Annotated in this window: 12 protein-coding genes; 10 read left to right on the forward strand and 2 right to left on the reverse strand. The window is 72.9% G+C overall.

Features of this window, described 5'->3' with window-relative positions:
* Window positions 1-41 precede the first annotated feature (41 nt).
* Window positions 42-383, forward strand: a complete 342-nt coding sequence (locus GA707_RS17410) for a metallopeptidase family protein (protein WP_152179707.1) — start codon at window positions 42-44, stop codon at window positions 381-383.
* Window positions 384-422: 39 nt separating this feature from the next.
* Here the strand turns inward: GA707_RS17410 and GA707_RS17415 are convergent, their stop codons facing one another.
* A complete protein-coding gene (locus tag GA707_RS17415) occupies window positions 423-1,847 on the reverse strand; it encodes an NAD(P)H-quinone dehydrogenase (RefSeq protein ID WP_152179708.1) in 1,425 nt (474 codons plus the stop codon).
* 77 nt (window positions 1,848-1,924) lie between these two features.
* Here GA707_RS17415 and GA707_RS17420 point away from each other — a divergent pair, with 77 nt between their 5' ends.
* The 9 genes from GA707_RS17420 (at window position 1,925) to GA707_RS17460 (ending at window position 12,583) form a co-directional block, all read left to right on the forward strand.
* Window positions 1,925-2,821, forward strand: coding sequence for an ABC transporter ATP-binding protein (locus GA707_RS17420; RefSeq protein WP_152179753.1), 897 nt, complete (start codon window positions 1,925-1,927; stop codon window positions 2,819-2,821).
* The gene (locus tag GA707_RS17425) at window positions 2,818-4,422 is read left to right on the forward strand and encodes an ABC transporter permease (RefSeq protein WP_152179709.1); all 1,605 of its coding nucleotides are present in this window, start codon (window positions 2,818-2,820) and stop codon (window positions 4,420-4,422) included. Before GA707_RS17420 ends, GA707_RS17425 begins: the two co-directional genes overlap by 4 nt.
* A gap of 92 nt (window positions 4,423-4,514) precedes the next feature.
* On the forward strand, window positions 4,515-5,303 hold the full coding sequence (locus GA707_RS17430) for a purine-nucleoside phosphorylase (RefSeq protein WP_152179754.1): 789 nt from the start codon (window positions 4,515-4,517) through the stop codon (window positions 5,301-5,303).
* A gap of 12 nt (window positions 5,304-5,315) precedes the next feature.
* Entirely contained in the window at window positions 5,316-7,094 is a 1,779-nt protein-coding gene (locus GA707_RS17435) for a phospho-sugar mutase (protein WP_152179710.1), read from the forward strand.
* Window positions 7,091-8,302: a hypothetical protein gene (locus GA707_RS17440; RefSeq protein WP_152179711.1), complete on the forward strand. Its 1,212-nt coding sequence runs from the start codon at window positions 7,091-7,093 to the stop codon at window positions 8,300-8,302. Before GA707_RS17435 ends, GA707_RS17440 begins: the two co-directional genes overlap by 4 nt.
* A gap of 59 nt (window positions 8,303-8,361) precedes the next feature.
* Entirely contained in the window at window positions 8,362-8,964 is a 603-nt protein-coding gene (locus GA707_RS17445; protein WP_152179712.1) for a DUF4129 domain-containing protein, read from the forward strand.
* Window positions 8,961-10,217: a DUF4350 domain-containing protein gene (locus tag GA707_RS17450; RefSeq protein WP_152179713.1), complete on the forward strand. Its 1,257-nt coding sequence runs from the start codon at window positions 8,961-8,963 to the stop codon at window positions 10,215-10,217. The genes GA707_RS17445 and GA707_RS17450 overlap by 4 nt, the downstream gene beginning before the upstream one ends.
* Window positions 10,214-11,278, forward strand: a complete 1,065-nt coding sequence (locus GA707_RS17455; protein WP_152179714.1) for a MoxR family ATPase — start codon at window positions 10,214-10,216, stop codon at window positions 11,276-11,278. Before GA707_RS17450 ends, GA707_RS17455 begins: the two co-directional genes overlap by 4 nt.
* 9 nt (window positions 11,279-11,287) lie before the next feature.
* Window positions 11,288-12,583 (forward strand): DUF58 domain-containing protein, encoded by a 1,296-nt coding sequence (locus GA707_RS17460; RefSeq protein WP_152179715.1) that lies wholly within the window; start codon window positions 11,288-11,290, stop codon window positions 12,581-12,583.
* Window positions 12,584-12,707: 124 nt separating this feature from the next.
* Here GA707_RS17460 and GA707_RS17465 read toward each other — a convergent pair whose 3' ends face one another.
* Entirely contained in the window at window positions 12,708-13,703 is a 996-nt protein-coding gene (locus tag GA707_RS17465) for a stage II sporulation protein M (RefSeq protein WP_152179716.1), read from the reverse strand.
* Between the last annotated feature and the right edge of the window lie 15 nt (window positions 13,704-13,718).

A 13,718-nucleotide genomic window follows, 5' to 3' on the forward strand; every position in this document is an offset into this window, starting at 1 on the left:
CACTCGGCAGGGCGACGACTCGCCGGGTGGACACTGGGTCCATGGTCGAGGTCGACCCGGAGCGTTTCGAGACGATGGTCAGCGACGCGCTCGACGGTATCCCCGCAGAGCTGGGCGAACTCATGAGCAACGTGGCCGTCACGGTGCAGCACCATCGAGGCCCCCCGGGGCTCCTGGGGCTCTACCAGGGGGTCCCCCTGACCCGGCGGTCGTCGTTCTACGCCGGCGCACTGCCGGACCGGATCACGATCTACCGGCAGGCGATCTGCGCGGTGTGCACCAGCGAGTCGGAGGTCGTCGAACGGGTTCGCCGGACGGTCGTTCACGAGGTGGGCCACCACTTCGGCATCGGCGACGCTCGCCTGCGCGAGCTCGGATGGTGAGCGTCGGACGCGCGGACCGGTGCTCTCGCCGTCAGGGACTCAGTCGGTGGCGTGCAGGCGTCGGGCCGCCTCTGCGATCGACCCCGACAACGACGGGTAGACCGTGAAGGTCGAGGCGATCTGGTCGACATTGAGCCGGTGCGCCACCGCGAGAGTGACCGGGAAGATCAGCTCGGACGCCCGGGGTGCCACGACGACGCCCCCGAGCACCGATCCCGAGCCGGGCTCGGCGAACAGCTTGACGAAGCCGTCGGTGATACCCAGCATCTTGGCCCGCGGGTTACGGGAGAGAGGCAGCATCAGGACATCCGCGACGACGTCACCGGCGTCGACCTCGCGCTGCGAGACCCCCACCGTGGCGATCTCGGGGTCGGTGAAGATATTGGCGCTGACCACTCTCAGGTTGAGCGGCGTGACGGCATCCCCGAGAGCGTGCGACATCGCGATGCGGCCCTGCATCGCCGCCACCGACGCCAACGGCAGCACTCCGGTGCAGTCGCCGGCGGCATACACCCCGCGGACCGACGTGCGCGAGACCCGGTCGACGACGATGTGACCGGTCTCGGCCAGCTCGACCCCCAGCTCCTCCAGGCCCATCCCGGACGTCTGAGGGATCGAGCCGACCGCGAGCAGCGCGTGGGAGCCGCGCACCTCACGCCCGTCCTCGAGTCGGACGATCACGCCCTCCCCGTCGTCGTCGGAGACCCGCTCCACCGCGGCCATCCGGGACCGGCCGAGCACCTCCATCCCGCGCTTGGTGAACACCTCCTCGATGACCTCGGCCGCGTCGGGATCCTCCCCGGGCAGGACCCGGTCGCGCGAGGACACGAGCACGACGTCCGAACCCAACCCGAGATAGGCCTGGGCCAGCTCGGCGCCGGTGACGCCGGATCCGACGACGACGAGCCGCTCCGGCAGCTCGCGGAGCTCATAGATCTGCTGCCAGGTCAGGATGCGCTCACCGTCCGGCACCGCGGTGTCCATGACGCGGGGAGTCGCGCCGGTCGCGATGAGGACGACGTCGGCATCGATCTCGTCGGCGCCCCCGGTGCCGCTGTCGCCCTCGACGAGCACGCGTGTCGCCGACAGCAGGCGAGCCTGCCCCGAGACCGTGCGGACCCCCACCTCGCGGAGCCGGGTCGCGATGTCGGCGCTCTGGGCGCCGGCCAGGTCCAGCACCCGCGCGTTGACCTCGGCCAGGTCGGCCCGGGCGTCGCTGACCGAGTCGCCCTCGACGTCCTCGAGGTGGACGCCGAGCTCGATCGCCGTCTCGAACTCGGACAGGTAGTCGGCCGTGGAGATGAGCGCCTTGCTCGGCACGCAGTCGGTCAGCACGGCGGCTCCCCCGACCCCGTCCCGCTCGACGATGGTGACCTCGGCTCCGAGGTGGGCGGCGACGAGGGCCGCCTCGTACCCGCCCGGTCCACCGCCGATGACGACCACGGACGTCTTCTGCGCACTCACTCCCCCATCCAACCATCAGCGAGCGCGCGGACAGACCCGCCGAACCCGCGTAAGTTGGCATCGTGCATCCGATCGAGATGGTCGACACGGTCAAGCGGTTCGGAGCCACGACGGCACTCGACGGGCTGACGATGGAGGTCGCCCAGGGCGAGATCCACGGGTTCCTCGGGCCGAACGGCGCGGGCAAGTCCACCGCGATCCGAGTGCTCCTCGGTCTCCTGCGTCCGGACTCGGGCAGTGCGCGGCTCCTCGGCGGCGACCCCTGGTCGGACGCCCCTCGCCTGCACTCGCGCCTCGCCTACGTACCCGGCGATGTCGCCCTGTGGCCGGGTCTGACCGGAGGGGAGGTGATCGACCTGCTCGGCCGGCTGCGTGGAGGCCTCGACGAGCGCCGGCGCGGCGAGCTGCTCGACCGCTTCGACCTCGACCCGACGAAGAAGGGCTCGACGTACTCCAAGGGCAATCGACAGAAGGTCGCCCTCGTGGCCGCGCTTGCATCCGACGTCGAACTCCTCCTCCTCGACGAGCCGACCAGTGGTCTCGACCCCCTCATGGAGGCGGAGTTCCGTGCGGTCATCGCCACCGAGCGCGACCGGGGCCGGACGGCGCTGCTCTCCTCGCACATCCTCTCCGAGGTCGAGCACGTGTGCGACCGGGTGTCGATCATCCGGGACGGTCGGGTCGTCGAGAGCGGCACCCTTGCCCAGCTGCGCCACCTCACGCGGACCCAGGTCTCCGCCGAGCTCGCGGCCCCGGTGCCGGACCAGCTCCGGGCCCTGCCAGGCCTGCACGACGTCGTCATCGAGGAGAACCGCATCCAGTGCCAGGTCGACGACCCGGCCCTGAGCGACCTCCTGGCCCGCCTGTCGGCGGTCGGCGTCGTGTCGCTGACCTCGCACCCGCCGACCCTGGAGGAGCTCTTCCTGCGGCACTACGGACCCGGGGATGCCACCAGCGACCCGAGCCCGCGATGACCGGCCGGCTCACCGGCCTGGGTGCCCTGGTCCGGCTCGGGCTGCGCCGCAACCGCTGGTCCTACCTGGCCTGGGTCCTCGGTCTGGGTGTCGTCGCGCCCGCGACGGCCACCGCATACGAGACGATCATCGACCCCGCCAACGCGGACGTCCTCATCGCGACGATGACGGCCAACCCCACGATGCGCGCGATGCTCGGACCGCCGTTCGACCTGTCGACGCCGGGCGGGTTCACGGTGTGGCGGGTCGGCACCTTCATCGTGACGATGGCGGGACTGATGGCCCTGCTCGGTGTGATCCGCTCGACCCGCGCCGAGGAGGAAGAGGGCCGCATCGAGCTGGTCCGCTCGGGTGTGGTCGGTCGCGACGCCCCGTTGCTCGCCGGCTCGCTCGTCGCCCTCGCCGCGTGCGGCGCCCTCGGTCTGCTCCTCACGGTGTCCATGACGGCGGTCGGCACCCCGATGGTCGGGTCTCTCGCCTTCGGCCTGGGGACGGCCCTGGTCGGTTCGGTGTTCGTCGGCGTCGGCGCGGTGACCGCGCAGCTGTCCGCGACCGCACGCGGCGCCCGTGCGCTTGCGCTCTGGGTCCTGGCCGCCGCATACGTCCTGCGCGCCCTCGCCGACGGTGCCGCCGAGGACAGTGCGATCCGCACCTGGGCGTGGCTCTCACCCGTGCAGTGGATGGCCTTCGTCCAGCCGTATGCGGGGGAACGGTGGGCGGTCCTCCTTCTGCCCGCGGTGCTCACCGTGGCCCTGCTCGCCCTGGCCGTCGCGCTCGAGGGTCGCCGCGACCACGGCTCCGGGCTGCGCGCCACCCGCGCGGGACGGGAGCGGGGCGGGCCCGGGCTCGGGTCGCCGCTCGGGCTGGCCTGGCGGCTGCACCGGGGCTCGCTGCTCGGCTGGACCGTGGGGATGGTGCTCTTCGGCCTGGCCATGGGCTCGCTGTCCACGAGCTTCGGCGACATGCTGAGCGAGGCGCCAGTCCTCGAGGACATCTTCCGCCGGATGGGCGGGGGGACCGAGCAGCTCACCGATGCCTTCTTCGTCGCCATTCTCGGGATCGTCGCCGTGCTCATGGGCGTGCTCGCGGTGCTGGTGTTCCAGCGGCTGGCCACCGAGGAGCGCCGAGGTCACGCCGAGCTCGTCCTGGCCACGTCGGCCACCCGGCGTGGGCTGCTCGGCTCGCACGCACTGCTCGCCGCCGTGGTTCCGGTCGTGCTGCTCACGCTCGTCGGGGCGCTCCTGGCCGCGGCCTACGCACGCAGCACCGGCGACTGGTCCCAGCTCGGCCGGGTGGCGGGAGCCGCGCTCGCGCTCGCTCCCGGCGGCCTGCTCGTCCTCGGCCTCGCCGTGCTGCTGCACGGGTGGGTGCCCCGCTTCGCGTGGCTGGTCTGGGTCGTCGTGGGATGGAGTCTTTTCATGATCTGGGTCGGGGCGACCCTCGGCCTGCCCGAGTGGCTGACCCGGCTCACCCCCTGGGCGCCGCTGCCCCAGCTGCCGGTCGACGCGATGAGCTGGCCGCCGGTGCTCGGACTGCTCGCCGCCGCCGCGGTGCTCGGCGCCGTCGGCTCGGTCGGTTACACGCGGCGGGACATCACCTAGGTCGGGGTCACGACGGGCGCCCAGTCGATAGGCTCCCAGGCGTGAGCGAGAACTCGAAGGCCCCGGACCTCAACGACCCGGCCACCGACCCCATGGACGTCGCCCGTGCCGCGGCCGCCGTCATCGCCGAACGCACCGGCGTCGAGCGACATCACGTCGCCCTCGTCCTCGGTTCGGGCTGGCGGGAGAGCGGCGACCGGATCGGCGAGACCCTCGTCGAGATCGACAACACCGACGTGCCCGGCTTCGCCCAGGCGGCGGTCAAGGGACACAGCGGGTCGATGCGCTCGATCGCCATCGGCGACACCGGCCGTCGCGCGCTCGTCTTCGGCACCCGGACCCACTACTACGAGGGCCGCGGCGTCCGCGCCGTCGTGCACGCGGTCCGCACCGCCGCCGCGGCCGGCTGCTCCACCGTCGTGCTCACCAACGGCTGTGGCGGCCTGCGTGAGGAGTGGCCCCCCGGGACACCCGTGTTGATCAGCGACCACATCAACCTGACGGCGGTCTCCCCCCTCGAGGGCGCGACCTTCGTGGACCTCACTGACCTGTACTCACCCCGGCTCCGGGCTCTGGCGCGCGAGCTGGATCCCGACCTCGACGAGGGGGTCTACGTGCAGTTCCAGGGGCCCCAGTACGAGACGCCCGCCGAGGTCCGGATGGCTCAACGCGCCGGAGGTGACCTCGTCGGCATGTCGACGACTCTGGAGGCGATCGCCGCGAGGCACGCCGGACTCGAGGTCCTCGGCATCTCGCTCGTGACCAACCCGGCGGCCGGCATCAGCAAGACCCCGCTCTCCCACGAAGAGGTCCTCGAGGAAGGGCAGGCGGCCGCCGGACGGTGCGGCAGCCTGCTGGCCCGGATCGTCGCCAGGATCTGAGGGGAGGCGGCGATGACCTATTCGGGAACCCACCAGGGCGAGGCACCCTCGGAGGACGCCAGCCGGAGCGAGCTCATCGAGGTGGCCCGGGCCTGGCTCGAGGACGACCCCGACGAGCGCACCCGTGAAGAGCTGACCGGGATCATCGCCCGGGTCGAGGAGGGCGACGACGTCGCCCGAGCGGAGCTGCTCGACCGCTTCTCCGGGATGCTCGAGTTCGGCACCGCCGGCCTGCGGGGGCGCCTCGGAGCGGGCCCCAACCGGATGTGCCGCTCGGTCGTCATTCGCGCCGCCGCCGGTCTGATCGCCTATCTGACGGAGTCGGTCGACTCCCCTCTCGTCGCCGTCGGTCACGACGCGCGGTACAACTCCGACGTCTTCGCGCGGGACACGTGCGGCGTCGTCCTCGGCATGGGCGGACGCGCCGTCTGGCTGCCGCGGCCCCTTCCGACGCCGGTCCTGGCGTTCGCGGTGCGTCGGCTCGGCGCGCAGGCGGGAGTCATGGTCACGGCCAGCCATAACCCGCCGGAGGACAACGGTTACAAGGTCTACCTCGGCGACGGGTCCCAGATCGTCTCACCCGTCGATGTCGAGATCGCGAGGCGGATCGCGCGCGTCGAGACCGTGGCCGACGTCCCCCGCTCCAGCGAGGGCTGGAGCGTCGCCGACGAGAGCCTCGTGGACGACTACATCGCGCGGGCCGTCTCCGTGCTCGACCCGGCGACCCCGAGGGACATCTCGGTCGTCCACACCGCCCTGCACGGGGTCGGCACCGAGACCATCCAGCGAGCCTTCGCCGAGGCCGGCTTCGCCGAGCTGCTCCCGGTGGCGAGCCAGGCCCAGCCCGACCCTGCGTTCCCCACCGTGTCCTTCCCCAACCCGGAGGAGCCGGGGGCCATGGACGCCGCTCTCGAGCTCGCCGAGCAGACCGGACCCGATCTCGTCATCGCCAACGACCCCGACGCCGACCGCTGCGCCGTCGCCATCCCCGGACCCGGCGGCTGGCGGATGCTGCGCGGCGACGAGGTCGGCGCGCTCATCGGCGCGCACATCATCGCCCGGGGCGTCCCGGACGGCGCCGTGTTCGCGAACTCGATCGTCTCCTCCCGTCTGCTCGGCGCCATGGCGTCGGCCGCGGGCATCGCGCACGAGGAAACCCTCACGGGTTTCAAATGGATCTCGCGCGTCGAGGGGCTGCGCTACGGGTACGAAGAGGCCCTCGGCTACTGCGTCGACCCCGACGGCGTGCGCGACAAGGACGGCATCACCGCCGCGCTCCTCATCGCCGAGCAGGCGGCCGTGCTCAAGTCCGAGGGGCGAGCCCTCAGCGACGTCCTCGACGACCTGGCCCGCGCCCACGGCGTCTACCACACCGACTCGTTCTCGGTCCGGGTCGAGGACCTCTCGCTCATCGAACGGATCATGGCGCGACTGCGAGAGGACCCGCCGACCGACATCGGCGGCATCACCGTCGAGCGCATCGACGACCTCGCCAGGGGAGACGGTGGGCTACCTCCGACCGACGGACTGCGCTACCTGCTCTCGGACCGGACCCGCATCATCGTCCGCCCCTCCGGGACCGAGCCGAAGGTCAAGATCTACTGTGAGGTGATCGAACCCGTCGCGGACGACCTCGCCGGCGCCCGCAAGCACGCGGTGTCGCGGATGTCAGCCGTCCGGGAGACGATGGAAGGCCTGACCAGCCTCGAGGGACCGGACGCGAGTGACCGGGCCGCGATCGAGGAGAGCACCGCGACCGCGGAGACGACCGAGGAGAGACACGACCCGTGAGTTCCCCAGGAGGATGGGCCGCGCCCGGGCAGTCTCCGTCCCAGCCCGAGCCCGGCCCCCGGCCTCCGCAGCCGCCGCACCCGGCGGCACCACCGCATACCTCGTCCGAGGCAGGCGGGCCGCCGGCCGTTCCCCCGGCGGCGGGGCCGGCCCAGCCGCCTCCGAGCGCCGGGCCGGGCCTGCCACCGCCGACGATCACCTACCAACCGGGCGTGATCCCGTTCCGGCCGCTCGGTCTCGGCGACATCTACGGCGCGGCCTTCAAGATCATCAAGGGCAACCCGGCCGCCACCGTCGGCACAGCGCTCATCATCGCGCTCATCGCCCTCATCCCGACGACGCCGCTGGGGCTCTGGGTGGCCCGCCAGGGCTCGAGCGACTGGCTCGACCCCACGGCGCCGGTCGACGAGAGCGCCGGAGCCGACGTCATCCTCGTCACGGCCGGGCAGTACATCCCGACCATCGCCGGCTCGCTCGCCACGGTCGCCCTGGCCGGGTTCATCGCCTATGTCACCGGGCAGGCCGTCCTCGGCCGCAAGGTCAAGCTGCCCGAGGCCTGGCGCGGAACGCGCCCGCACCTGCTGCGGGTCATCGGGGTGTCCCTGCTCGTCTCGCTCGTCGTGTTCCTCGTCGCCGCGGCCTTCCTCACGCCGGGGATCGCCCTGATGATCGTCGGACTGACCGGCGGCGACGACGGGTTGGTCATCGGCGGTCTGGTCACCCTCCTCGGGCTCGGACTGCTCCTGATCCCCACCCTGTTGTTCCTGTGGACGAAGTTCGCGTTCGTCGGGCCGGCGGTCGTCCTCGAACGCGCCGGCATCGGGCCGTCGATCCGGCGGTCGTGGCAGCTGACCCGCTTCCCGGGGTTCTGGCGGCTTCTCGGCATCCGCCTCCTCACGACGATCCTCCTGTCGGTCATCGCCCAGATCCTCGTGATCCCGCTGACGCTGGCGCTGACCGCCGCCATCCTCGTCGGCGGGATCGGCCCGGACGGTCTCGTGACGATGCAGGTCGTCATCGGCGCGCTGGTCACCCTCATCTCGGCGGCTGCGACGACCCCGGTGACGGCCACGGTCGACACGCTGCTCTATGTCGACCAGCGGATGCGCACCGAGGCGCTCGACGTCCACCTCCTCCAGACGGTCGAGGGACGCGCGCCGCTGCCGTGGCAGCCGGCGCCGGACCCCCTCGCCCGATCCGCCGCCTGACCGTGCCCCCGCTGGTCGACGCACCCCCGCTGGACCCGTCGTCCGGCGAGGGTCGACGCATGCTCGCCGACGAGCTGAGCCGACCCGAGTACGCCACCGACGAGAGCCCGCTGCGCCGGGCCGTGCGCACCGTCGTCGAGTGGTTCACGGACCTCTTCGACGGCGCCTCGGGCGGACCGATCTCCTACTGGTGGTATGCGGTGGTCGCGGTCGCCGTTCTCGGCGCCCTCGCGCTGGGCGTGTGGGCGGTCATCCGGCTCGAGCCGGCCCGCCGCGCCCGCCGGACCACGGCGGGCGGGGTCTTCGACGAGGCGGGCCTCGGGGCCGCGGAGTACCGACGGCGGGCCCGCGTGGCGCGCGACGCCGGCGACGGGGCCACGGCGGTCCTCGACGGGTTCCGAGCCATCGCCGCCGAGGCCGTCGAGCGCTTCGTCCTCGACGACCGTCCCGGCGCCACCGCGCGCGAGATCGCCAGGTCGCTGGAGTCCTCGTTCCCCGTCGAGCGCGACACCCTGGAGAGCGCCGCGGTCACCTTCGACGCGGTGCGCTACGGGGGCCGGGGCGCCGGGCTCGCCGATGCCGACGCCGTTCTCGCCCTCGACGAACGGCTCCTCGCCCTCACGCCGTCCGTCCCTCCGGAGCCGACCCGGGCGCCGGCATGAGCACTCCCGTCCTCGAGCGACGCGCAGGCTCCTACGACGCGATCGGGCCGACCCGCTCGGCCGTCACGGACCGGGCTCGCGGGATCCTCCCCTGGGTCGCCCTCCTCGTGCTCGGTGCACTCGCGCTCGCGGCCCTGGGCGCGCGGTCCGGACCCGAGGCCCGCCTGCTCGATCCACGCTCACCCGCCCCCGAGGGTAGCCGGGCGGTGTCCGAGGTCCTGGCCCGGAACGGTGTCGAGGTCGATGTCGTCGGCACCGTGGCGGAGGTCGCCACGGCCGACCTGTCCGCCACGACCGTCGTCGTCACCGCCGACGGTCTGCTCTCTGCCGAGCGGCTCGCCGAGCTCTCGGCCGACGCCGTGGACGCCGACCGCCTCGTTGTCCTGCTCACGGCGCCCCGCTTCGTCGCTCCGCTCGCGCCCGGGCTCGCGGCGTTCTCCGTGCCGGACACCATCTCCGGCCCCGCCGCCGGCTGCCCCGTCGAGGCGCTGCGACCCGGGGACGTCGTCAGCGGCGCCTCCGTCATGATGCTCGCATCCGAGGGAGGCGATGCGCCCGACGAAGGCAGCGCGCCCGACGGATCGGCGGTCGTCGCCGCCCAGACCTGCCTGCCCGCGCGAGGCATCCCAGACGGCGGCAGCCTGTTCGCCCGGCTGCCAGCCGCGCCGGACCGCCCCGAGACCCTCCTCGTCGGCTTCTCGCCCGGCCTGACCAACGAGCGGATCACGAGCGAGGACAACGCCGCCGTCGCGCTACGCCTGCTCGGGGGGTCCGAGAACCTCGTCTGGCTCATCCCGTCCGGGCTCGACGCGCCCTCCGGTGCCGGCTCGGACCGGGTCTCCCCCTGGCCGCCCTGGGCCACTCCCGTCGCCCTCGTCCTTGCCGGCGGAACGGTCCTGCTCGCGCTCGTGCGCGGGCGTCGCCTCGGTCGACTCGTTCCGGAGCCGCTGCCCGTCATCGTGCGGGCCGCCGAGACGACCGAGAGCCGGGCCCACCTCTACCGCCGCTCCCGCGACCGGGCCCGGACCGCCGCCATCCTCAGGCAGGGAACCCGGTCCCGACTGCGCCGTCGCCTCGGGGTCGACAGAACCGCCTCTGCGCACGACCTGACCACCGCCGTGGCCGCCGCGACCGGCGAACCGCACGACCGCATACATCGGATCCTGGGGGACGATGTCCCGGCGACGAACGCCGACCTCGTCGCTCTCGGCTCCGACCTCACCGACCTCGAACGAAAGGTGCAGCTCAGATGACCGACCCGACCCCCGCCGTGCCGGAGCACGCCCCGGCCGACCCGGGCGAGCCGGCCCCGCCCCCGCAGCGCCCCGGCTCCGCACCCGAGTCTGGTCCCGAGTCTGTGGAGAGCGCGCGGGCCAGGGCCGCGCTGATCGCCGTGCGCGACGAGGTCGCCAAGGCCGTCGTCGGGCAGGAGGGCGCCGTCTCCGGGCTCATCGTCGCGCTGCTGGCGCGCGGCCACGTCCTGCTCGAAGGTGTGCCCGGCGTCGCCAAGACCCTGCTCATCCGCTCCCTCGCGGCCGCGCTCGACGTGACGACCAAGCGCGTGCAGTTCACCCCCGACCTCATGCCGGGCGACCTGACCGGATCGCTCGTGTTCGACTCGCGGATCTCGGACTTCGTGTTCCGCGAGGGTCCGGTGTTCACCAACCTGCTCCTCGCCGACGAGATCAACCGGACGCCCCCGAAGACACAGTCGGCGCTCCTGGAGGCGATGGAGGAGCGTCAGGTCAGTGTCGACGGCGCGCCGCGGCGGCTGCCCTCGCCGTTCCTCGTCGCGGCCACCCAGAACCCGATCGAGTACGAAGGCACCTACCCGCTCCCCGAGGCGCAGGTCGACCGGTTCCTCCTCAAGCTGACCCTCTCGGTCCCCGGGCGAGAGGACGAGATCGAGGTCCTGCGCCGGCACGCCGCCGGGTTCGACCCGCGCGACCTCGCGGCGGCCGGACTGCGTCCGGTCGCGAGCGCGGACGACCTCGCCGCAGGTGCCGCCGCCGTGCGCGAGGTGGAGGTGCGTCCCGACGTGGCCGCCTACGTCGTCGACATCGCGCGCGCCACGCGCACCTCCCCCTCCCTGTCGCTGGGGGTGAGCCCCCGCGGCGCCACAGCGCTCCTGACGACCGCGCGGGCGTGGGCCTGGCTGTCGGGCCGGACCTTCGTCACCCCAGACGACGTCAAGGCGCTGGCGCAGCCGACGCTGGCGCACCGCCTCAGCCTCACCCCCGAGGCCGAGCTCGAGGGCGTCGGCGTCGCCGCCGTCCTGGACTCGGCACTCGGTTCCGTGCCCGTCCCCCGCTGACGACCGCCCATGGCCCTGACCCACCGCGCCCTCTGGCTGATCCCGCTCGGGGTCGTCGCCGCCGTGATCTGGCCGTCGCCCGGGACGGTGCGCATCTGGGCGGTCGCCTCGGTCGCGGTGCTGGCGCTCGACGCGTGGCTCGCTCCCCGGCCGGACGATCTGCGGGTCGCGCGCGCCCCGATCCCGGCACGTCGGTTGGGTGAGTCGGGCGAGTCGCTCCTCACCGTGACGAACTCCGGCGGGCGGCGAGTGCGGGGACTGCTCCGCGACGCCTGGCAGCCATCGGCCGGCGCGGTCGGCGACCGGCACGAGGTCGATCTCGTGCCCCGCGAGCGGGTCCGGATCGCGACCCGGCTCCAGCCGACGAGGCGCGGTGACCGGATCGCCGACGCCGTCACCATCCGGTTGCGCGGCCCCCTCGGCCTGGCCGCACGCCAGCGGTCCTTCGTCGTGCCGGGGACGCTGCGAGCGCTGCATCCGTTCGCCTCCCGCAAGCACCTGCCGAGCAAGCTCGCGCAGCTGCGGGAGATCGACGGTCGCTCCGCGGTGCGGACCCGCGGGCAGGGCACGGAGTTCGACTCGCTGCGGGACTATGTCGAGGGCGACGACGTGCGCTCGATCGACTGGCGGGCGACGGCCCGGCGGCAACACCTCGTCGTGCGCACCTGGCAGCCCGAACAGCACCGCCGGATCGTCATCGTGCTCGACTCCTCGCGTACCTCAGCGGGTCGGGTCGGCGACGCTCCGCGACTGGACGCCGGCATGGACGCCGCGCTCCTGCTCGCCGCGCTCGCCCAGCACGCGCGCGACCGGGTCGAGGTGGTCGTCGGGGACCGCCGGATCCGGGCCCGGGTGGGAGGCGGCACCCGCGGGACGGCTTCCCTGAAGGACATCGTCGAGGCCTTCGCCGGGGTCGAGCCCGAGCTCGTCGAGGCGGACTGGCCGGCACTGCTGTCTGCGGTCAGTGCCCGCGGCAACCGGCGCGCGCTCGTGGTCCTCGTCACGCCGCTGGAGTCGGCGGCCGTCGAGTTCGGGCTGCTGCCGTCGATCCCGGGCCTGGTCCGTCACCACGAGGTCGTCGTGGCATCGGTGGCCGATCCGGCGGTGTCCGCGCTCCGCGAGCGACGCGGCGATCTCGAGAGCACCTACGCGGCGGCCGCCGCCGAGCGCACCGTCGCGCTGCGGGCCCAGACCGCCGACGCGCTCCGCAGGCTCGGCGCGCACGTGCTCGACGCCGACGCCGACACCCTCCCCGTCGAGCTCGTCGACTACTACCTGCTGCTCAAGGCCCACGGGCGGCTGTGAGGGGCGGCCGACCTTATATCACCGCCGGAGAGAAACGTCGGCTTCACGAGACTCCGGATGTCGTGTCGAGCGCGAGCTTCTCGTGTGGAGCGAGCGAGGAGCGACAGCCGAATGCCGGGACCTGTCAGGCCGCCACCGGAGCGTAGTCACCGCGCTCGGGCGAGGCGATGTCGCCGGTCTCCCCTGCCAGCACCGCGCGCCGGCCGAGGACGAAGACATAGGCGAAGAACGCGAGCTCGGCCATCACACCGATCGAGATCCGGGCCCACGTCGGCAGGCCCGACGGCGTGACGAACCCCTCGATGAGGCCGCTGACCAGCAGGACGAGCACGAGACCGAGTGCGACGGCGATCGCTGTGCGGCCCTCCCGGGCGAAGGACTGCAGCCGCGTCATCGGCCCCGGTTCGATCCAGGACCAGAACAGCCGGAGCCCCACCCCGCCGGCGACGAAGATGGCCGTCAGCTCGAGCAGACCGTGCGGGAGGATCAGCCCGAAGAACAGGTCGAGGCGGTCGTACGTCGCCATCAGCGCGCCCGCGACCCCCACGTTGACCATGTTCATGAAGAGGACGTAGATCACCGGCGCCCCGAGCACCCCGAAGGCGATGGCCTGCGCCGCGACCCACGCGTTGTTCGTCCACACCAGGGTGGCGAACTCGCCGTGCGGGTACTCCGAGTAGTAGTTCTCGAAGTCGGTGTTGACGTAGGCGTCGATCTGTCCCGGAGTCAGCTGGGAGGTGTAGACCTCGGGGTTGGCGTGGGCGTACCAGCCGACCCCGAACGCGAACGCGACGTTGACGACGAGGACGCCGATCCACCACCACCGCATGCGGTACAGCGCGGCGGGGAACGTCACGGCGAGGAAGCGGCCGAGCGCGCTCCACGAGCCTGTCCGGGAACCGGCGGTGTGGATCCGGGCGCGGCTGAGCAGGCCCGACAGGTAGCGCACCAGCTCGGGGTCCGGATTGACCGAGCGGAGCGTGGACAGGTCGGTCGAGACCTCGGTGTACAGCCGGAGCAGCTCGTCCGACTCCGCCCCGGACAGCCGGCGTCGGCCGACCAGGTCCTCGAGGCGACGCCAGGCATCGTGCCTGGCGGACACGTATGCGTCGAGGTCCATGGCCGCCAGTATGCC

This window comes from Nostocoides sp. F2B08, assembly GCF_009184895.1.
Taxonomy (GTDB): Bacteria; Actinomycetota; Actinomycetes; order Actinomycetales; family Dermatophilaceae; genus F2B08.

What these genes read in the sequence shown, in the direction of transcription:
- GA707_RS17410 (WP_152179707.1), top strand. Translation starts at nt 42, where the DNA reads ATGGTCGAGGTCGACCCGGAGCGTTTCGAGACGATGGTCAGCGACGCG.
- GA707_RS17420 (WP_152179753.1), top strand. Translation starts at nt 1,925, where the DNA reads ATGGTCGACACGGTCAAGCGGTTCGGAGCCACGACGGCACTCGACGGG.
- GA707_RS17425 (WP_152179709.1), top strand. Translation starts at nt 2,818, where the DNA reads ATGACCGGCCGGCTCACCGGCCTGGGTGCCCTGGTCCGGCTCGGGCTG.
- GA707_RS17430 (WP_152179754.1), top strand. Translation starts at nt 4,515, where the DNA reads ATGGACGTCGCCCGTGCCGCGGCCGCCGTCATCGCCGAACGCACCGGC.
- GA707_RS17435 (WP_152179710.1), top strand. Translation starts at nt 5,316, where the DNA reads ATGACCTATTCGGGAACCCACCAGGGCGAGGCACCCTCGGAGGACGCC.
- GA707_RS17445 (WP_152179712.1), top strand. Translation starts at nt 8,362, where the DNA reads ATGCTCGCCGACGAGCTGAGCCGACCCGAGTACGCCACCGACGAGAGC.
- GA707_RS17450 (WP_152179713.1), top strand. Translation starts at nt 8,961, where the DNA reads ATGAGCACTCCCGTCCTCGAGCGACGCGCAGGCTCCTACGACGCGATC.
- GA707_RS17455 (WP_152179714.1), top strand. Translation starts at nt 10,214, where the DNA reads ATGACCGACCCGACCCCCGCCGTGCCGGAGCACGCCCCGGCCGACCCG.
- GA707_RS17460 (WP_152179715.1), top strand. Translation starts at nt 11,288, where the DNA reads ATGGCCCTGACCCACCGCGCCCTCTGGCTGATCCCGCTCGGGGTCGTC.
- GA707_RS17465 (WP_152179716.1), bottom strand. Translation starts at nt 13,703, where the DNA reads ATGGACCTCGACGCATACGTGTCCGCCAGGCACGATGCCTGGCGTCGC.